Genomic DNA, 18,535 nt, shown 5'->3' with positions numbered 1-18,535 from the left:
GCGCCACTTTGTGGCAAAGACCAGAAGGCAGAGACCATGGCCCGCACTCACGCTCCCGCTCCCGCGCATCTGATGCCTGTCGCCGCGCTGCTTCTGCTATGGCAGGCGCTGCTGGCGGCGGATTACGTGGTCACCCGCTTTGCGCTGGGCCAGGTGGACTGGCCGCAGATCATGGCCAACCTGCCGCTCGATGCGCTGTGGCTCAAGGTGGCCTGGTCGCTGGCGGTTTGGCTGGGCTTTGCCGCGGCCTTCTTCCTGTTGATTCGCGACAATGCCTCGGTTTTGCTGTTCTTCGCGTCGGGGGCCGCCGGGTTGGCGCTGGCGGGCGGGCTGATCCTGGCGGGGGCCTCGGCGCCGGCGCTGCCGCTGCACGAACCGCTGAGCCTGCTGCTGGCCGCGCTGGTCGTCGTGCCGTTTCTGGCCTGGCTCTATGCGCGGGCGCTGAACCGCGGCGACGTCCTGCACTGACGCCCCTGTCGCGTCGCGTCCTGACGCGCGGCGCCGCTCCACCGACCGATATTGCCCGCTGAAAGGACCCCTCGCATGATCCGCCGCACCCTGTCCGAGGCCATCGGCAACACCCCCCTGATCCGTCTTCGCAAGGCCAGCGAGGAAACCGGCTGCGAGATCCTCGGCAAGGCCGAGTTCCTGAACCCCGGCCAGTCGGTCAAGGACCGCGCCGCGCTGTTCATCATCCGTGACGCGGTGGCACGCGGCGCGCTGAAGCCTGGCGGCACCATCGTCGAGGGGACCGCCGGCAATACCGGCATCGGGCTGGCGCTGGTCGGGGCCTCGATGGGGTTCCGCACCGTGATCGTGATCCCCGAAACCCAGAGCCAGGAAAAGAAGGACATGCTGCGGCTGGCGGGCGCCGAGCTGGTCGAGGTTCCGGCGGTCCCCTACAAGGACCCCAACAATTACGTGAAATATTCGGGCCGGCTGGCCGCCGCCCTGGCCAGGACCGAACCCAACGGCGCGATCTGGGCCAACCAATTCGACAACGTCGCGAATCGTCAGGCGCATATCGACACCACCGGCCCCGAGATCTGGTCGCAGACCCAGGGCAAGGTGGACGGGTTCGTCTGCGCCGTCGGCTCGGGCGGGACGTTGGCGGGCACCGGGATGGCGCTGCAACCCAAGGGCGTCAAGATCGCGCTGGCCGATCCCGAGGGCGCCGGGCTGCTGAAGCTGTATACCGGCCAGGAGAACCCCGGCAATTCGATCACCGAAGGCATCGGTCAGGGTCGCATCACCGCGAACCTGGAGGGGTTTACCCCGGACATGGCCTTCCGCGTCGCCGACGCCGAGGCCCTGCCGGTGGTCTTTGACATGCTGGAACACGAGGGGCTGTGCCTGGGCGGGTCCTCGGGCGTGAACGTCGCCGGCGCGATGCGCATGGCGCGCGAGATGGGCCCGGGCCACACCATCGTGACGGTGCTGTGCGATTATGGCACGCGCTACCAGTCCAAGCTGTTCAACCCCGCCTTCCTGCGCGACAAGGGGCTGCCGGTGCCCGGCTGGATGGACCGCGCCGCCCGCGCGCTGCCCGACATGCGCGAGGCGTGATCGCCCCTATGCCACGCCTTCGCCCCCTGCCCATCCTGCGCGCCCTGTGTCTTGCGGTGATGGCGCTGGCGATCCTGCCAACCGCCGCACCGGTGTTCGCGCAGACTGCGGCGGCGGATCCGCAGACCGCGCCGGCCGCTGCATCCCCCCCGCCGGATGCGCAGACCCCGGCGCCGATCGATTACAACGTCTGGAACGCACTCGCCTCGCTGGCCGAGGCCGCGATCGACGATCCGAACACCACCGACCAGGCGCTGAATGACCTGCGCACCGAGATTTCGGCGATGCGGACGCAGTTCATGACCGCTGAAACCTCGTTGCAGGGGCGAATCGACGCGTTGCGGGCGCAGATCACTGCGCTGGGCCCGGTGCCGACCGACGGCCAGACCGAAGCCGCCGACGTCACCCAGCGGCGCGACGAACTGAACGCACAGCTTGCGGAACGCGAGGCCCCCTTGCGCGCCGCCGACGAGGCCTATGCCCGCGCCGACGCCATCGTCCGCGCCATCGACCGCGAGCTGCGCGCGCGTCAGGCCAATGCCCTGATGACGCTGGGCCCCTCGCCGATCAATCCGGCGAACTGGCTCGATGCGCTGGATGCGCTGATCGGCTCGGCGCTGACCATCAACGGCGAGATCTACAACGCCTGGCTTGACCCCGCCCGGGTCGAGGAAATGCTGACCGACCTGCCGATCACCATCGGTTCGTTGCTGCTGGCGGCCCTGCTGCTGCTACGCGGGCGGCGCTGGATGGAACACCTGACGGTGCGGCTGTTGAAAAGCACGGCGATCCTGCGCGGTCGCGCGGTCGCGGCCTTTTTCGTGTCGCTGTCGCAACTGATCGTGCCCTTCCTGGGTCTGCTCTTGTTGGCCGTGGCGATCCAGCTGACCCGGATGACCGGGCCGACGATCCTGGGGATCAACGACGCGCTGGTGCCGGCGGGCATGGCGCTGTTCGGCGCTCGCTGGCTGTCGCTGCACCTGTTCCCGGTCGTCAACGACTCGCGCGCCGCGCTGAACCTCAGCGACGACGACCGGCGCCGCGCGCGCGGTGTGTCGCTGGCGCTGGGCCTGTTGGCCGGCCTTCAGGAACTGTATGTGCCCTTTATCGCGCCGCAGGTGCAGCCGGCGACGGCGCAGGCGGTGCTGATGTATCCGCTGATCGTGCTGGTCTCGTTGTCGCTGTGGCGGCTGTCGCGGCTGCTGCTGCGCCATCAACCCCGCCGTGCCGAGGTTGACAGGGTCGAGGTCGATACCTCGCCCTTCTTCGATCGGATGGTGCGCTTCACCAGCCGCATCCTGACGCTGCTGGCGGTGCTGGCGCCGCTGTTGGGTGCGGCCGGCTACATGGCGGCGGCGCAGCAGATTGCCTTTCCGGCCCTGTCCTCGTTGGCGCTGATCGGCGTCGTGATCGTGCTGCACGGACTGGTCGGCGCGGTCTACGCGGCGATTCTGGGCGACGAGGAACGCGCCGCGCAGGGTCTGGTGCCCTCGCTGGCGGGGCTGGTGCTGGCCTTGCTGGCGATGCCCCCCATGGCGCTGATCTGGGGGGCGCGCGAAACCGACCTGATCGAGGTCTGGAACCGGTTCAGCGAGGGGGTCTCGCTGGGCGGCACGCGCATCGCACCCGCGAACGTGCTGCTGTTCTTCATCGTCTTTGCCGTGGGTTACCTGATTACCCGGGGCTTGCAGGGCGCGCTGGGAACCTCGGTCCTGCCGAAAACGTCGATGGAAAAGGGCGCGCAAAAGGCCGTCGTTTCGGGCGTGGGCTATCTGGGCATCACCGCCGCGGCGCTGATCGCCTTTTCCATGGCCGGCATCGACCTTTCGGGCCTGGCGATCGTCGCCGGGGCCCTGTCCGTCGGCATCGGTTTCGGTCTTCAGAACATCGTGTCGAATTTCGTGTCCGGCATCATCTTGCTGATCGAGCGTCCGGTCTCGGAAGGGGACTGGGTCGAGGTCGGCACGACCTCGGGCACGATCGAGCGGATCTCGGTCCGTTCGACGGTGATCGAGACCTTCGACCGATCGAAGGTGATCGTGCCGAACGCCGATCTCATTTCGGGTGCGGTGACCAACTACACCAAGTCGTCCAAGACCGGGCGCGTGGTGCTGACGGTGGGCGTGGCCTATGGCACCGACACCCGCAAGGTGGCGCGCATCCTGCAAGAGATCGCCGAATCCGAACCCCTGGTGGTGATGGACCCAAAGCCGGGCGTCGATTTCCTGGGCTTTGGCGCCGATGCGCTGGATTTCCGCATCCGTGCGGTGCTGCGGGACGTGAACTACAAGGTCGCCGTCGCGACCGAGATGAACCACAAGATCGCCGCCCGCTTTGCCGAGGAAGGGATCGAGATCCCCTTTGCCCAGCGCGACATCTGGCTCAGGAATCCCGAAGCCCTGGCCCCCCCGCCCCCGCGCGAGGCGCCACCCGCCCCCCGCCACCCAGAACCCGCCGCAGACCGCGACACCGCCGACAGTGCCGCCGTCAGCCCCGACCAGCGCGACGACGATTTCCGCGAGGAGACCCGATGACCGACGACACCCGCCCCCTGTTTCGCGAGGATGCCTATGCGCGAAGCTGCACGACGACGGTCACGCGCCTGGCCGAGGACGGCGGCATCGTCGTCGCCGATTCGGTGTTCTATCCGACCGGCGGCGGCCAGCCAGGCGACGCCGGCACCCTGTCCTGGGATGGCGGCCGCATCGCCATCGTCACCACCCGCAAGGAAGGCGCGACCGGCGTCGCCCTGATCCCCGATGAGGGCGCCCAGCCCCCCGCCCCCGGCACCCGGGTGACGATGGTTCTGGACTGGGACCAGCGCCACCTGCACATGCGCACCCATACCGCGCTGCATCTGCTGTCGGTGGTGATCCCGCTGCCGGTGACCGGCGGCGCCATCGGGCCGGGCAAGGGGCGGCTCGACTTTGACATGCCCGAGGCGCCCGAGGACAAGCAGGCGCTGGAGGACACGCTCAACGCGCTGATTGCGCGCGACCTGGCGGTGACCGACAGCTGGATCACCGATGCCGAGCTCGAGTCGAACCCGGGGCTGGTGAAAACCATGTCGGTGCGCCCGCCGATGGGGCAAGGCCGCGTGCGGCTGGTCCGCATCGGCACCGAGGACGCGCAGGTGGACCTGCAACCCTGCGGCGGCACGCATGTGCGTCACACCGCCGAAATCGGCCGTGTGACGCTGGGCAAGATCGAAAAGAAGGGCAAGCAGAACCGCCGGGTGACGCTGACGCTGGCCTGACGCCCCGGCGACCCGGTCGCTCAGCCCTCGGCCACGGCCAGCGCCTGGGCGATGACCTCGCTGTCGCCGATATGGTTCATCAGAGTCAGGATCAGGCGCGCGTTGAAGGCGTCGCTTTCGGCCTTGGTCTTGCCCTCGTGCGCGTCGATGAGCATCTGATACATGTCGTCGGGCCGGTCGGCGTTGCGGGTGGTGTTGAGGCTGGCCATGTCTCAGTTCTCCTTGCCGATGGCGCGCGCCAGGGCGGCGGCGACGGCGGTTTCATCCCAGGCGCTCCAACGCGCGGCGACATGCTGGTCGGGGCGCAGCAGATACACGGCCGAGGCCGCGTCGCCCAGATAGCGGTCCTTGAGCAGCGGGTTCCCCCGGGTCGAGAGCGCGATCACCTCGCAATCCAGCCCGTGGGCAGCAAAGGCGGCGGGCGCGTCGGTGTCGATCGCCAGGATCTGGAACCGCGGCGCGGCGCGCGCGCCCAACCGGTCCAGCAGGAAGCCGTCGCCCAGCGGCAGGTCGGCACAGGGCGACCCGGGCCGCGAGCGCGCCGGCCCGCCCGGCAACGCATCCGCCGTGTTCAGCGGCGAGCCGTCATAGGTGCAGGGCACCGACAGCCGCCCCGAGTTGACGAAAGGCCGCGCGAAATCGTGGGTTTCGGCCAGGTCCAGCACCGCATCGCGGAAGGTGCGGCTGGTCTCGGATTTCGGCGTGATGAAATCGGTCGAACGGGTAGAGTTCAGGATGTTTTCCTTGGCGCCGTGGATGCGCTCGACATCGTAGCTGTCCAGCAGGCTTTCGGGCGCCGTGCCGTCGAGGATCAGCTTCAGTTTCCAGCCCAGGTTGTCGGTGTCCTGCAAACCCGAATTCGCCCCGCGCGCGCCAAAAGGCGAGACCTGGTGCGCGGCGTCGCCGGCAAAGATCACGCGGCCCTTGTGGAACTGCTCCATCCGCCGGCACTGGAAGGTGTAGATCGAGGTCCACTCCAGCTCGTATTTGATGTCCTCGCCCAGCATCGCGCGCAGGCGCTTGTCGATGTTCTCGGGCTTCAACTCGGCCTCGCGGTCGATGTCCCAGCCGATCTGGAAATCGATGCGCCAGACGTTGTCGGGCTGCTTGTGCAACAGCGCCGACTGGCCGCGGTTGAACGGCGGGTCGAACCAGAACCAGCGTTCCGTGGGGAATTCGGCATCCATCACCACGTCGGCGATCAGGAAGTTGTCCTGGAACACCTCGCCCACGAAATCCAGCCCCATCGCCTGCCGGATCGGCGAGCCCGCGCCGTCACAGGCGATCAGCCAGTCGGCTTCGATCACATAGGCCCCCTCGGGGGTGCCGATCTCGATCTCGACATGGTCGCCCTTGTCGGTGACGCGCTGGACCTTGTTCTTGCCGCGCAGCGCGATCGGGGCGCCGGCCGCGCGCAGCGCCTCGACGCGCTGCACCATGTATTCCTCGAAATAATACTGTTGCAGGTTGATGAAGGCCGGGAATTTGTGCCCGTCTTCCGGCAGAAGGTTGAATTCGTACACCTGCCGCTGGTCGAAAAAGACCTTGCCCAGGTTCCATTCGACGCCCTTTTCCACCATCTCGACGCCGCAGCCCAGACGATCCAGGATCTCGAGCGGGCGCTTGGCGTAGCAGACCGCGCGTGAGCCGAAGCTGACCTTGTCGTTGTCGTCGAGCACCACAACCTCGACGCCCTGCTGCGCCAGGTCGATGGCCGCGCCCAGGCCGACGGGGCCCGCGCCGACAACGACCACCTGATGGCGCGCGGGCCGGGCCGCGTCCTGATCCGCCGCCCTGGCATAGGGGTAGAGCGGCACCTCGAAAATCTTGTTCTGCGTGTTCATGGCTTGTCCTCCGGGAACCGGAGCCCAGGGCTCCGGGTGGCCCCCTTTGGCGTGTTTCGCGTCTGGGGGAGGGTTGCGGGTCGGCCGGTGGGGGCCGGGTTCAGCCTTGCAGGTCGGCCCACATCTGGCGGTCGCGTTCGGCGGTCCAGATGCGGGGGGTGTCGATGCCGCGGGCCTCGTCATAGGCCCGCGCGACGTTGAACGGCAGGCAGTGCTCGTAGATCGCGTAATCCGCGAACTTGGGGTCGCAGGCCGCGCGCACCGCGTCCCACGCGTCCTTCAGCGAGCCGCCGCGCGCCACCACCCGTTCGACCGGCTTGTAGGTCGAGCGCACGAAATCCGCCGTGTTGGCGATCGCCTTGGCGACCATCGCCTCGCCCACCAGCGCGTCGCCCCGGCCCGGCGCGATCGCCCGCGGTTCGAACGCCGCGATGTTGCCCAGCGTCTCTTGCCAGTCGTGGAAATGCCCGTCGCCGCAGTAGCAGGCCGAGTGGTATTCGACGATGTCGCCGGTGAACATCACCTCCTGATCGGGCACCCAGATCACCGCGTCGCCGGCGGTATGCGCCCGGCCCAGCGTCAGGATCTCGACCCGGCGCTTGCCCAGATAGACCGTCATCTGCTCGCTGAACGTGGTCGTCGGGCGGGTCAGGCCGGGGATCTCCTCGTGGCCCTGGAACAGCCGCGGAAACCGGCCGAACTCGCTGTCCCAATCCTCTTGCCCGCGCTCCTCGACCTGCGCCGCGGCGACGTTCGACATGATGATCTCGCGCGCGCCATACGCCGAGGCCCCCAGCACCCGCACCGCGTGGTAATGCGTCAACACAACGTGCGAGATCGGCTTGTCGGTCACCGAACGCACGCAGTCGATCACCTTGCGCGCAAGCCGAGGCGTCGCCTGAGCCTCGACGATCATCACCGACTCGTCGCCGATGATCACGCCCGTGTTCGGGTCCCCCTCGGCCGTGAAGGCGTAAAGACCCTCACCGACCTCGGTGAAACTGATCCTCTTCTCCGTCATGTCGCCTTGCGACGCGAAAGCCTTGCTCATGCGCGTGTCACTTCCTGTTTCGTGCCTTTGCGAATCATCTTTAGGCAGGGTATTAGTTGAAAATGTAACTATCAACGGGGACATTCAAAGCCATGTTTCTCAAAGATTATCTGCCATACCGATTGAACCTGTTGGCGGAATTGACCTCGGAATACACGCGGCCGATCTATCGCCGCCGGCACGAGTTGACCCGGCCCGAATGGCGCGTTCTGCTGAACCTGGCCGAGGCCCCGTCGTTGACCGCGAGCGAGCTGTGCACCCGCGTGCCGGCGCACAAGACCAAGGTCAGCCGCGCCCTGGCCGAGCTGGAGGCCCGCGGCTGGATCACCCGGCGCACCGATGCCGCCGACCGGCGCGTCGCCCATGCCGCGCTTACCTTGAAGGGCCGGCGCGCCTTCAACCGCATCCGCCCCGAGGTGGAGGCCGCCACCGAGGCCATGCTGGCCCCGCTCAGCCCCGAGGACCGGCGCAAGCTGGAGGAGGGGCTGCGGGTGCTGGAACGGCTGTTCCAGCAAGGGTGACTCAGCGCGCCGCGGTCGCGCGGCGGGTGGACATCAGCAGGTGGGTTTCCGACTGGCTGACGCCGTCGAGCTTGCGGATCCGGGCCAGGGTCTCGTCCAGATGGGTCAGGCTGTCGGTCGCCAGATCGACGATCACGTCCCAGCGCCCGGTGGTCGAATGAACCGCCTGCACCGCGCCCAGCGCCAGCATCCGCGCCACCGCCCGGTCGGTGCCCGGCCCTTCGATCGCCACCATCATCAGCGCCCGCACCGGGCTTTCGACCAGATCGGTGCGGGTCAGGATGGTGAACCCCGCGATTTCGCCCGTCTGGATCAGCCGCGCCAGCCGGGTCCGCACCGTCGCGCGGCTGATCCCAAGGTGCAGCGCCAATTCGCCCAGGCCGGCGCGGCCATCGCGCTTCAGGGAGGCAATCAGACGCAGGTCGGTGTCATCCACGGGCGGCCTCGGGCGCTTTGGCTGGGAGGGGGGGCATGATCGAAATGTATAGATCGCATGACCATTTTGCGCAATCCTGCGTCCGGAATGGTCAATACGGTGGATGAAACCGTTGGCGCCCCCGTGCGATAGCCTCCGCAACCAAGGAGGCCCCCATGACCGCGACCCCCCGCAACTGTTTGCTGATCGGCGCGCCCGTTGACAGCGGCCAACGTCGTCCCGGTTGCCTCATGGGCCCGGCCGCCTATCGCACCGCCGGCCTGGCGCAGGCGCTTGAGAGCCTGGGCCATCGCGTCACCGACCTGGGCGACGTGGCCGCGACGGCGGTGCCGGCGACCTGCCCCAACCCCGCCGTTCATCACCTGCCCGAGACGCTGGGCTGGACCGCCGCCCTGGCCGAGACCGGCGCCGAGGCCGCGCGCCGGGGTCTGCCGATCTTTCTGGGCGGCGACCATTCGCTGTCGCTGGGCTCGGTCGCGGGCGTCGCGGCCGCGGCGCGCGCGCAGGGCCGGCCGCTGTTCGTTCTGTGGCTCGACGCGCACAGCGACTTTCACACGACCGCGTCCACCCAGACGGGCAATCTGCACGGCACGCCCGTCGCCTATCTTGCCGGCCGGTCCATGCCCGAATTCCCGCCTTTCCCCGCCGTGGTGCCGCCCGAGAACATCTGCCTGTTCGGCATTCGCAGCGTCGATGCCGCCGAACACGCCGCGCTTCTGGAAAACGAGATTGCCATCAATGACATGCGCGTCCTGGACGAGCACGGCGTGGTCAAGCCGCTGAAGGCGTTTCTCGACCGGGTTCACGCCGCCGACGGCCTCTTGCATGTGTCGCTCGACGTGGATTTCCTGGACCCGATGATCGCCCCCGCGGTCGGCACCACCGTGCCCGGTGGCGCGACCTTCCGCGAGGCCCATCTGGTGATGGAATTGCTGCACGATTCGGGGCTGGTCAGTTCGTTGGACCTGGTCGAGCTGAACCCGTTCCTGGACGAGCGCGGGCGCACCGCGCATCTGATGGTCGATCTGGTCGCTTCGTTGATGGGCCGCAAGGTGTTCGACCGACCGACCCGCAGCTACCGGGGGCAGGCGTGATGCGGGACTTTCCGAAACCCTCGGCGCAGGCGCTGGTTCCGTTCGTCTCGGTCGCCGAGATGATGGCGATCACCCATCGCATCGGGCTGGAGCGCGCGCTGATCGACCTGACCGACCGGATCGAGACCGATTTCCGCCGCTGGCCGCGGTTCGACAAGGTGGCGCGGGTCGCCTCGCATTCGGCGATCGGCGTGATCGAGTTGATGCCAACGTCGGACGGCGATCGCTACGCGTTCAAATACGTCAACGGCCACCCCGCCAACACGCGCGCGGGCCTGCAAACGGTCACCGCCTTTGGCGTGCTGTCGCAGGTGGCGACCGGCTATCCGCTGATGGTGGCCGAAATGACGCTGCTGACGGCGTTGCGCACGGCCGCCACCTCGGCGATGGCGACGCGCGCGCTGGCGACGCCCGGCGCGTCGGTGTTGGCGCTGATCGGCAACGGCGCGCAGGCCGAATTCCAGGCGCTGGCGCTGAAGGCGGTTTGCGGCATCGACACGGTGCGGCTTTACGATCTGGACCCGGCGGCGACAGCGAAATGCGCGCGCAACCTGGCGGACAGCGGGCTGACGGTGATCCCCTGCGCCAGCGCCGAATCCGCCATCGAGGGCGCCCAGGTCGTCACGACCTGCACCGCTGACAAGCGCAACGCGACGGTTCTGCACGACAACATGATCGGCGCGGGCGTGCATATCAACGCCATCGGCGGCGATTGCCCCGGCAAGACCGAACTGGCCCCGGCAATCGTCGCGCGGGCGCGGACGTTTGTCGAATTCGAACCGCAAACCCGCATCGAGGGCGAAATCCAGCAGATGCCCGCCGACCACCCCGTGACCGAGCTGTGGCAGGTGCTGAGCGGGGCCGCGCCCGGCCGGCAGAGCAGCCGCGACGTCACCTTGTTTGACGGCGTCGGCTTCGCGATCGAGGATTTCTCGGCCCTGTGCTGGCTGGCCGATCAGTTGGGACCGGACGCGCCGCGGCTGGACATGATCGCCGACCCGGACGATCCGCGCGATCTTTACGGAATGCTCATGCGGGCGTGCTGAAATCCGGGGGCAACGGGCGCGGTGGTAACGCGGCGCCCCGACCCTTTGGTGAGGCTATGGTCCGTCCCTCTGGTCTGGTTCTGGTGGCCCTGGCGGTGCTGTTGGCCCGTTCGGCGGCGGTCGCGCAAGGCGCGCCGCAGACCGATTGCGACCGGCTGGCGGGGCTGGACTACGCGCCCCGCGCCCCCGGGATCGCCACCGTCTTTGCGGTGCGCGATCCGGCCGCCGCGATTGCCGCGTGCGAAACCGCCGTGGCGCGCTATCCGTCCGAGCCGCTCTTCCGGTTGCAACTGTCGCGCGCGCGGATCGCCGCGGATCGCGATGATCCGCGCGCCCGCACCCTGGTCGAGGGCATCGCGAACGCCCCCGCCGGGGCCGTTGCGACCTGGCTGGGCCTGTTCCACCAATACGGCTGGGGCGGTCTGCCGGTGGACCCGGTGCAGGCCGGGGCGCTTTTTCGTCAGGCCTGCGACGGCGCAGCGCCGCCCTTTGCGGCGATCGGCTGCGCCAACCTCGGCCGGTTGATCCTGGAAACCCCCGGCACCGAACCGGGCGATCAGGCCATCGCCTTGCTGCAACGCGCCTGTGACGCGGGGTTGGCGCGGGGATGCCAGGCGCTGGGCTACGAATACGAACAGGGGCTGCGGGTGCGCCGCGACCTGCCGCGCGCGCTGGCGCTCTATCGGCAGGCCTGCGCGGCGGGCGACCCGATGGCGTGCAACAACTACGCCAGCCGTCAGGCCACCGGCGACGGGGTGCCGCAGGACCGGGCCGCCGCCGTCGCGACCTACGAACGGGTTTGCGCCCAAGGTCTGTGGCTGGGATGCGAGAACCTGGCCGAAGCCTATCGCACAGGCACCGGCGTGCCGGCCGATCCCGCCCGTGCCGCCGCCGTGCTGGACCGCGCCTGCGCCTCGGGCGATGGCGATGCCTGCCAGCGTGCCGACGCGCTGCGCTGAGGGCTTGGCAGACGCCCGTGTCGTGCTAGGCTCGGCCCCGTCACCGGATGGAGACTCCATGCGCGTCTTGTTGATCGCCGCCCTGTTTGCCCTCGCCACCCCGGCCCTGTCGCAAGAGACCCCCTGCGACCGTCTGGCCGGATACCCCGCCCTGCCCCGGATCGAGGGCAGCGCGGGCGCCTACCGCATCGCCGACCCGGCCGCGGCCGTCGCCGCCTGCGAGGACGCCCGGCAACAGGCCCCGGGGGACGCCTTTCTGGCGGTGCTGCTGGCGCGCGCGCTGCTGGCCGCCGATCCTCAGGACCCGCGCGCCGCGACGCTGCTGACCGACGCCGGCCAGGCCCTGCCGGCACTGGCTGCGGGGATCATGGGGTCGCTCTATGAGAACGGCCTGGCCGGGTTGCCGGCCAGCGACCGCAGCGCGCGCGACCAGTATCGCGCCGGTTGCGACGCCTGGCCCGACCGGATGGCCGCCCCGGGCTGCACCGGCTTTGCCGCGATGCGGATCGAGGGGCGCGGCGGCCCCGGCGAACCGCAGGCCGGGTTCTCGTTGCTGGATCAGCAATGCCGCTCGGGCTGGCCCGACGCCTGTTTGCGGCAGGCGCAACTGGCGGAATTGTGGGGCAGCGCCCCGCCCGAGGACACCGCGGCCCTGCTGCGCCGGGCCTGCGACGCGGGCCAGTTCCTGGCCTGTGCGCAGCTGGGCTTTCGCCACCAGACCGGCGACGGCGTGGCGCAGGACATGGCCGTGGCGCGCGACCTCTACCGCCTGGCCTGCGCGCACGGCGAGCCGGTCGGCTGCACCAACTTGGCCGAGGCCCACCGCTCGGGCCTGGGGCTGCCGCCCGACATGGACGAGGCGCTGCGGCTGTTCGACATCGGTTGCGACGGGCAGGACAGCTACGCCTGCACCACGCTGGGCGATATCCTGGCCGGCGGGCGGGGCGTGCCGCGCGACGTCGCGCGGGCGCGTGTCGCCTATGAACGCGGCTGCGCGCTGGGCGATCCGATGGCCTGCGACGGCGCCGACCTGCTGCCCTGACCCGCAACGCCTTGGCAGCGGCGGCGGCAGGGCTTAGCTATCGCGTCAAAGGAGCTTTGCCGTGCATCACTATTCCCTTCTCGACCTGTCGCCCGTCCCCGAGGGCGCCACCCCGGCCGACGCCCTGGGCAACACCGTTGCGCTGGCACGCGCCGCCGAGGCGGCGGGGTATCACCGCTTCTGGCTGGCGGAACATCACAACATGCCCGGCATCGCCAGCGCCGCCACCGCCGTGGTCATCGGCCATGTCGCAGGCGCCACCCGCACGATCCGTGTGGGCGCCGGCGGCATCATGCTGCCGAACCACGCGCCTCTGGTGGTCGCCGAAGCGTTCGGCACGCTCGAGACCCTCTATCCCGGTCGCATCGACCTGGGTCTGGGCCGGGCGCCCGGCACCGATCAGTTGACCATGCGCGCGCTCAGGCGGCACATGACGAACGAGGACCAGTTCCCCCAGGACGTGATGGAACTGCTGGCCTATCTGGGCCCCGACAGCCCCGATGCCCGGGTGCGGGCCGTGCCCGGCACCGGCACGCAGGTGCCGGTCTGGATCCTGGGCTCCAGCCTGTTCGGGGCGCAACTGGCCGCGTATCTGGGCCTGCCCTATGCGTTCGCCTCGCATTTCGCGCCCGGCGCGCTGGACGAGGCGCTGGCGATCTACCGCGAACGCTTTCAGCCGTCGGCCTATCTGCAACGCCCCTATGCGATGGTCGCCGCCGGGCTTTTCGCCGCCGAAACGGATGCCGAGGCCCGGTTCCTGCGGTCGTCGCAAGTGCTGTCCTTTGCCCGGCTGCGCAGTGGCCAGCCCGGGAAACTGCCGCCGCCCGTCACCAACCTGGACCAGTTGGTGCCCGCGCGCGTGCTGGCGCAGGCCGAGGGCGCGCTGTCGTTTTCCGCGACCGGCGGGCCGGATACGCTGCGCGCGCAATTGTCCCGGCTGATCGAGCGCACGCAACCCGACGAGATGATCTTTTCCGGCGCGATCCACGACCCCGCCGCGCGCATCCGGTCCATCCAGATCGGCGCCGAGGTCCTGCGCGGCCTGACAGGCTGATGCGGGTTCTCGACGGGATCATCAGCGACCGGGGGTCGAAATACGCCGTCTCGGGCGGCCCGTGCGCCACCGAGGACGCGGCGAAGGCGTTCCTGAAGGCGTTGAAGCGGCAAAAGAAATTCGCCCGGGCCACGCACAATTCCTGGGCCTGCCTGATCGACGGGGCGCCGGTCAGGAACGACGACGGCGAGGCCGGCGCGGGGATGGTGATCGTGCGGATGCTGGAACGCGAGGGGCTGCACCACCATATCGTCGTGGTCACCCGCTGGTTCGGCGGCAAGCATCTTGGGGGCGACCGCTTCCGGCATGTGCAGGACGCGGTCCGGATCTATCTGGAGACCTTGAAAGCCGCGGATCAGCTTTCGTTGATGTCGTGATCGATGCGCTTCATCTGCCCCTTGCGCACGCCCATCACGGACCGCATCACCAGCCAGGCGACGACCGAGATCACCGCGAAGACCACCAGCGCGTTGACCGGCGAAGCCGCCAGCCAGCCAGCGCCGGGAATGCCCAGTCCGATGACGGCACCGGTGACGACCGCGCCCACGGCAAAGCCTGCGAACAGGAATCCGGGCACCAGAACCTCGAGGATCGCCAGCCCCAGACCGGCGGCGATCCAGATCCACCAGAGCGATTGCATCACGGTTTTCCTTTCAGCATCTTGAAGGCGTCGCCAAAGGCATCCATCAATTGCGCGGGCAGCACGATGGTCTGTTTGCCCTGCCCCTCGGCCACCTTTTTCATCGCCTCGACCTGGGCCAGCGCGATCTGGTATTGCGCCGCCTCGAGCCCGTTCTTGGCGATGGCTTCGGCGATGACGCCGGTGGCATAGGCCTCGGCGTCGGCGGTGACGCGCTTGGCTTTTGCTTCCTGTTCGGCGGCATAGAGCTGACCGTCGGCGGCCAGCTCCACCGCGCGGCGGCGGCCCTCGGCCTCGGTCACGGCGGCGCGGCGGGCCCGTTCGGCGTTGAGCTGCTGCAACATCGCCGCGCGCGTGGCCTCGTCAAGGTTCACATCCAGCAGTTCCGCGCGCGTCACGACGATGCCCCAGTCATCGACCACGTCCGCGATCGCCGCGCCGATCTTCTGCGTCAGGCGGGCGCGGTTCGACTGCACTTCGTCCAGTTCCATCGTGCCGATTTCGGACCGCACGATACCTGCCACCGTGGTCAGGATCGCCGCGTCCACGTCGCGGATGCGGTAGACGGTCTTTTCCGGCTCCATGATGCGATAGAAGACGCTGGTTTCCACCTGCACCAGAACGTTGTCGGTGGTGATCGCGTCCTGCCGCTGGTTGGGCAACTGGCGCTCCAGGATCGACACCTTGTGCGCCACCGTATCGACGAAGGGCACGATCAGGTTGATGCCCGGACCCAGCACCGCGCGCAGCCGGCCAAAGCGTTCGACAACGTATTTCTGCGACTGCGGCACGATCCGCACGCCCAGGAAAATCGAAATGATAATGAAAATGGCAAGGAGAAGCAGCACGATGCTGCCGCCGCCGATCATCGAGGAGGACATCAGGGACTCCATAACAGAGGGCTGTGGGAGAAGTTCGTCGGGTTTCACGTCACGGCCGGATCAATCGAAAACGCCGCCAGTATGGGCAAAGCCGGGCCAAAGGGAAAGAGCCACCGCTTGCAGCACGCGCCGGCGCCCTGTAGGGACAGGGGCAAATTCCCGTTATCGTTGGAGCCTGCGGCATGGCCAGCTATCAGTATGTCTATCACATGGACGGCGTGTCCAAGACCTATCCCGGCGGAAAGAAGTGTTTCGAGAACATCCGCCTGAACTTTTTGCCCGGCGTGAAGATCGGTGTCGTCGGCGTGAACGGCTCGGGGAAATCGACGCTGCTGCGCATCATGGCCGGCATCGACAAGGATTTCACCGGCGAGGCCTGGGCGGCCAAGGGCGCCAGGGTCGGCTACCTGCCGCAGGAACCGCAGCTTGACGACAGCCTCGACGTGCGCGGCAATGTCATGTTGGGGGTTGCTGAAAAGCAGGCCAAGCTGGACCGCTACAACGAACTGGCCATGAACTACTCGGACGAGACCGCGGACGAGATGGCCCGCCTGCAAGACGAGATCGACGCGCAGAACCTCTGGGATCTGGACAGCCAGATCGACGTCGCGATGGAGGCCCTGCGCTGCCCGCCGGACGACGCCGCCGTGGCGACCCTGTCGGGCGGGGAAAAGCGCCGCGTGGCCCTGTGCAAGCTGCTGCTCGAAGCGCCTGACATGCTGCTTCTGGACGAACCGACCAACCACCTGGACGCTGAAACCATCGCCTGGCTGCAAAAGCACCTGATCGAATATTCCGGCACGATCCTGTGCGTCACCCATGACCGCTATTTCCTGGATGACATCACCGGCTGGATCCTCGAACTCGATCGCGGGCGCGGCCTCCCCTACGAGGGGAACTATTCCTCGTGGCTGGAACAAAAGGCCAAGCGCCTGGCGCAGGAAGCGCGCGAGGACAAGTCGCGCCAGAAGGTCCTGGAAAAGGAACTGGAATGGATCCGCGCCGGCGCCAAGGCGCGCCAGGCCAAGCAGAAGGCCCGGATCAACGCCTACGAGGAAATGGCCTCGAAATCCGAGCGCGAGAAAATCACCACTGCGCAGATCATCATTCCCAACGGCCCGCGGCTGGGCGGCAAGGTGATCGAAGTCGAGGGCCTGAAGAAGGCGATGGGCGACAAGCTGCTGATCGAGGACCTGAGCTTCAGCCTGCCTCCGGGTGGCATCGTCGGCGTAATCGGCCCGAACGGCGCGGGGAAATCCACGCTGTTTCGGATGCTGACCGGCCAGCTCGCGCCCGACGCCGGCACCGTGAGCTATGGCGACACCGTCAAACTGGCCTATGTGGACCAGTCGCGCGACGCGCTGGATGCGAACAAGACCGTCTGGGAAGAGATTTCCGAAGGTCTGGAAGTGCTGGAACTGGGCGATGCCACGATGAACAGCCGCGCCTATTGCGGCGCGTTCAATTTCAAGGGCGGCGACCAGCAGAAAAAGGTTGGCCAGCTTTCGGGTGGCGAACGCAACCGGGTGCACATGGCGAAGCTGCTGCGCTCGGGGGGCAACGTGCTGCTGCTCGACGAACCGACGAACGACCTGGACGTGGAAACCCTTCAGGCGCTGGAGGCCGCGCTCGACGATTTCGCCGGCTGCGCGGTCATCATCTCGCACGACCGCTTCTTCCTGGACCGACTCTGCACGCATATCCTGGCGTTCGAAGGCGAGGCCCATGTCGAATGGTTCGAGGGCAACTTCGAAGCCTACGAGGAAGACAAGATCCGCCGCCTGGGCCCCGATTCCGTGGAACCCAAGCGCGTGAAATACAAGAAGTTCAGCCGCTGACGCCGCAGGCACGGGCGTGTCTGGCCGCGTGATGCGGCCAGACGACCGCCCGAAAGCCGGCCCAATCCCGCCATTTTCGATTGCGACACTCACTGCGTTTGGTTCACCTTCGACCCTTGTGCAGGATCTGTCATGTCCAGTCGCCGCGTTTACATTCATGCCCACAGTCTCCAACAGGTCTGCCTGTCGGATCGCCATGCAGGCGAGGAAATCCTGGCCGCGCTGATCGGTGTCGGCGTCAAGAAACGCCTGTTCAACCGTCTGGTGCAGGACGGGCAGATCCTCTTGGGCCTGCCCGAGGACCGGCTGGACCCGATTCGCCGCCGCATCGGCGATCTCGACGGCACCAACCTGTCGCGCACCCTGCGCCGGCTGCATCACTACCCGGCGTTGCACGGACGCACCCGCGCGAACACGCCGCTGGAGCCGCTGTTTCGGAATGACGAGGAAATCGTCGCATCGTGCTTTGATGACAATTACTATACCTTTGCCACCGACTGGCCGGCGGCGGATCGCATGTATGCCGATCACGAACCGATCAAGGAGCTGCGCCGACTGCTGACCGAGGCCCCCGACGATCCGCGCGTGGCCGACCTGACGCTGGTGCGCGGCAACCGCTTGGTGCTGACCCCCCGCGAAGGCTGGGTCGGCGAGCGGCTGACGCCGGTCGATCTGCGCCATGTGGCGCGCAGTGCGCAGAAACGGGTCTCGGGCCTGGCCGAAGGTTTCCTTCAGGATCTGGACCGCTCGTTGTTCCCCGATTCCTATCTGGGCCTGATCCGGGACAACCTGCTGGATTCCATTGGCGATTCGGCACGTCCCCTGTGGGGTCCGCACGGCTGAAACGCGACGCCCCTTGCGGCCTGGGCGCCCCGCCCCCATCTTGCCATCGGCAAGCAAGGAGGCCCCCATGTCCTATACCATCGACCGTCTGATCCCCGGCGCCAGCATGGCCGACGCCGATGCCCGCACCCGCGCGGCGTTGCAATCGAAGGGCTTCGGCGTCCTGACCGAGATCGACGTGCAGGCGACGATGAAAAAGAAGATCGACAAGGACATGGCGGGCTATCGCATCCTGGGCGCCTGCAACCCGGGCATGGCCTGGCAGGCGATCGGGATGGAGGCGCGGGTCGGCGCGATGCTGCCGTGCAACGTCATCCTGCGCGAAACGCCCGATGGGGTCGAAGTCTCGGCCATCGACCCGGTCGCCTCGATGGCGGCGATCGACAACGCCGACCTGATCGCCGTCGCCGGCCAGGTGCGCGCCATGCTGGCCGAGGCGGTCGCGGCGATCTGATCACACCCGC

General features: G+C 68.0%; 20 protein-coding genes. 14 read left to right on the top strand and 6 right to left on the bottom strand.

Features of this window, described 5'->3' with window-relative positions; translation table 11 throughout:
* Positions 1-72: 72 nt before the first annotated feature.
* The 4 genes from H6900_07715 to H6900_07700 all read left to right on the top strand — a co-directional run bounded on the left by H6900_07715 (position 73) and on the right by H6900_07700 (position 4,822).
* The gene (locus tag H6900_07715) at positions 73-468 is read left to right on the top strand and encodes a hypothetical protein (protein MCC0073163.1); all 396 of its coding nucleotides are present in this window, start codon (positions 73-75) and stop codon (positions 466-468) included.
* A 75-nt stretch (positions 469-543) separates the two neighbouring features.
* On the top strand, positions 544-1,566 hold the full coding sequence (locus H6900_07710) for a cysteine synthase A (protein ID MCC0073162.1): 1,023 nt from the start codon (positions 544-546) through the stop codon (positions 1,564-1,566).
* 8 nt (positions 1,567-1,574) lie between these two features.
* Positions 1,575-4,100, top strand: a complete 2,526-nt coding sequence (locus H6900_07705) for a mechanosensitive ion channel family protein (protein ID MCC0073161.1) — start codon at positions 1,575-1,577, stop codon at positions 4,098-4,100.
* Positions 4,097-4,822: an alanyl-tRNA editing protein gene (locus H6900_07700; protein ID MCC0073160.1), complete on the top strand. Its 726-nt coding sequence runs from the start codon at positions 4,097-4,099 to the stop codon at positions 4,820-4,822. The genes H6900_07705 and H6900_07700 overlap by 4 nt, the downstream gene beginning before the upstream one ends.
* A 20-nt stretch (positions 4,823-4,842) precedes the next feature.
* Here the strand turns inward: H6900_07700 and H6900_07695 are convergent, their stop codons facing one another.
* From H6900_07695 to H6900_07685, 3 genes are all read right to left on the bottom strand, one after another.
* Positions 4,843-5,031, bottom strand: coding sequence for a DUF2783 domain-containing protein (locus H6900_07695; GenBank protein ID MCC0073159.1), 189 nt, complete (start codon positions 5,029-5,031; stop codon positions 4,843-4,845).
* Between the two features lie 3 nt (positions 5,032-5,034).
* Entirely contained in the window at positions 5,035-6,666 is a 1,632-nt protein-coding gene (locus H6900_07690) for an FAD-dependent oxidoreductase (GenBank protein ID MCC0073158.1), read from the bottom strand.
* A gap of 100 nt (positions 6,667-6,766) precedes the next feature.
* Positions 6,767-7,717, bottom strand: a complete 951-nt coding sequence (locus tag H6900_07685; protein MCC0073157.1) for an MBL fold metallo-hydrolase — start codon at positions 7,715-7,717, stop codon at positions 6,767-6,769.
* 92 nt (positions 7,718-7,809) lie between these two features.
* Between H6900_07685 and H6900_07680 the strand changes: the two genes are divergently transcribed.
* Positions 7,810-8,238, top strand: a complete 429-nt coding sequence (locus tag H6900_07680) for a MarR family transcriptional regulator (GenBank protein ID MCC0073156.1) — start codon at positions 7,810-7,812, stop codon at positions 8,236-8,238.
* Position 8,239: 1 nt separating this feature from the next.
* On the opposite strand, the gene H6900_07675 is transcribed toward H6900_07680, so the two are convergent.
* Complete coding sequence (locus H6900_07675) at positions 8,240-8,674, bottom strand: Lrp/AsnC family transcriptional regulator (GenBank protein MCC0073155.1); 435 nt, start codon at positions 8,672-8,674, stop codon at positions 8,240-8,242.
* Between the two features lie 155 nt (positions 8,675-8,829).
* Between H6900_07675 and rocF the strand changes: the two genes are divergently transcribed.
* The 6 genes from rocF (at position 8,830) to H6900_07645 (ending at position 14,246) form a co-directional block, all read left to right on the top strand.
* A complete protein-coding gene (gene rocF / locus H6900_07670; protein MCC0073154.1) occupies positions 8,830-9,768 on the top strand; it encodes an arginase in 939 nt (312 codons plus the stop codon).
* Positions 9,768-10,814, top strand: coding sequence for an ornithine cyclodeaminase (locus H6900_07665; protein ID MCC0073153.1), 1,047 nt, complete (start codon positions 9,768-9,770; stop codon positions 10,812-10,814). Before rocF ends, H6900_07665 begins: the two co-directional genes overlap by 1 nt.
* Positions 10,815-10,870: 56 nt before the next feature.
* The gene (locus tag H6900_07660) at positions 10,871-11,773 is read left to right on the top strand and encodes a sel1 repeat family protein (protein MCC0073152.1); all 903 of its coding nucleotides are present in this window, start codon (positions 10,871-10,873) and stop codon (positions 11,771-11,773) included.
* Between the two features lie 58 nt (positions 11,774-11,831).
* The gene (locus H6900_07655; protein ID MCC0073151.1) at positions 11,832-12,815 is read left to right on the top strand and encodes a sel1 repeat family protein; all 984 of its coding nucleotides are present in this window, start codon (positions 11,832-11,834) and stop codon (positions 12,813-12,815) included.
* 61 nt (positions 12,816-12,876) lie between these two features.
* On the top strand, positions 12,877-13,869 hold the full coding sequence (locus H6900_07650; protein MCC0073150.1) for an LLM class flavin-dependent oxidoreductase: 993 nt from the start codon (positions 12,877-12,879) through the stop codon (positions 13,867-13,869).
* Entirely contained in the window at positions 13,869-14,246 is a 378-nt protein-coding gene (locus H6900_07645; GenBank protein ID MCC0073149.1) for a YigZ family protein, read from the top strand. The genes H6900_07650 and H6900_07645 overlap by 1 nt, the downstream gene beginning before the upstream one ends.
* Here the strand turns inward: H6900_07645 and H6900_07640 are convergent.
* Positions 14,225-14,509 carry a hypothetical protein gene (locus tag H6900_07640; protein ID MCC0073148.1) on the bottom strand — a complete coding sequence of 95 codons (285 nt, stop codon included), beginning with the start codon at positions 14,507-14,509 and terminating at the stop codon, positions 14,225-14,227. The genes H6900_07645 and H6900_07640 overlap by 22 nt on opposite strands.
* Complete coding sequence (locus tag H6900_07635) at positions 14,509-15,390, bottom strand: SPFH/Band 7/PHB domain protein (GenBank protein ID MCC0073147.1); 882 nt, start codon at positions 15,388-15,390, stop codon at positions 14,509-14,511. Before H6900_07635 ends, H6900_07640 begins: the two co-directional genes overlap by 1 nt.
* Positions 15,391-15,572: 182 nt before the next feature.
* On the opposite strand from H6900_07635, the gene ettA reads away from it, so the two are divergent.
* The 3 genes from ettA (at position 15,573) to H6900_07620 (ending at position 18,525) form a co-directional block, all read left to right on the top strand.
* Positions 15,573-17,228, top strand: a complete 1,656-nt coding sequence (gene ettA / locus H6900_07630; GenBank protein MCC0073146.1) for an energy-dependent translational throttle protein EttA — start codon at positions 15,573-15,575, stop codon at positions 17,226-17,228.
* Between the two features lie 132 nt (positions 17,229-17,360).
* The gene (locus tag H6900_07625) at positions 17,361-18,071 is read left to right on the top strand and encodes a hypothetical protein (protein MCC0073145.1); all 711 of its coding nucleotides are present in this window, start codon (positions 17,361-17,363) and stop codon (positions 18,069-18,071) included.
* Positions 18,072-18,138: 67 nt separating this feature from the next.
* On the top strand, positions 18,139-18,525 hold the full coding sequence (locus H6900_07620) for a DUF302 domain-containing protein (GenBank protein ID MCC0073144.1): 387 nt from the start codon (positions 18,139-18,141) through the stop codon (positions 18,523-18,525).
* Positions 18,526-18,535 lie beyond the last annotated feature (10 nt).

The sequence above is a fragment of the Rhodobacter sp. genome, assembly GCA_020637515.1.
Taxonomy (GTDB): Bacteria; Pseudomonadota; Alphaproteobacteria; order Rhodobacterales; family Rhodobacteraceae; genus Pararhodobacter.
The sequence above is the reverse complement of the archived record's forward strand: the minus strand, read 5'-3'. Positions and strand labels throughout refer to the sequence as shown.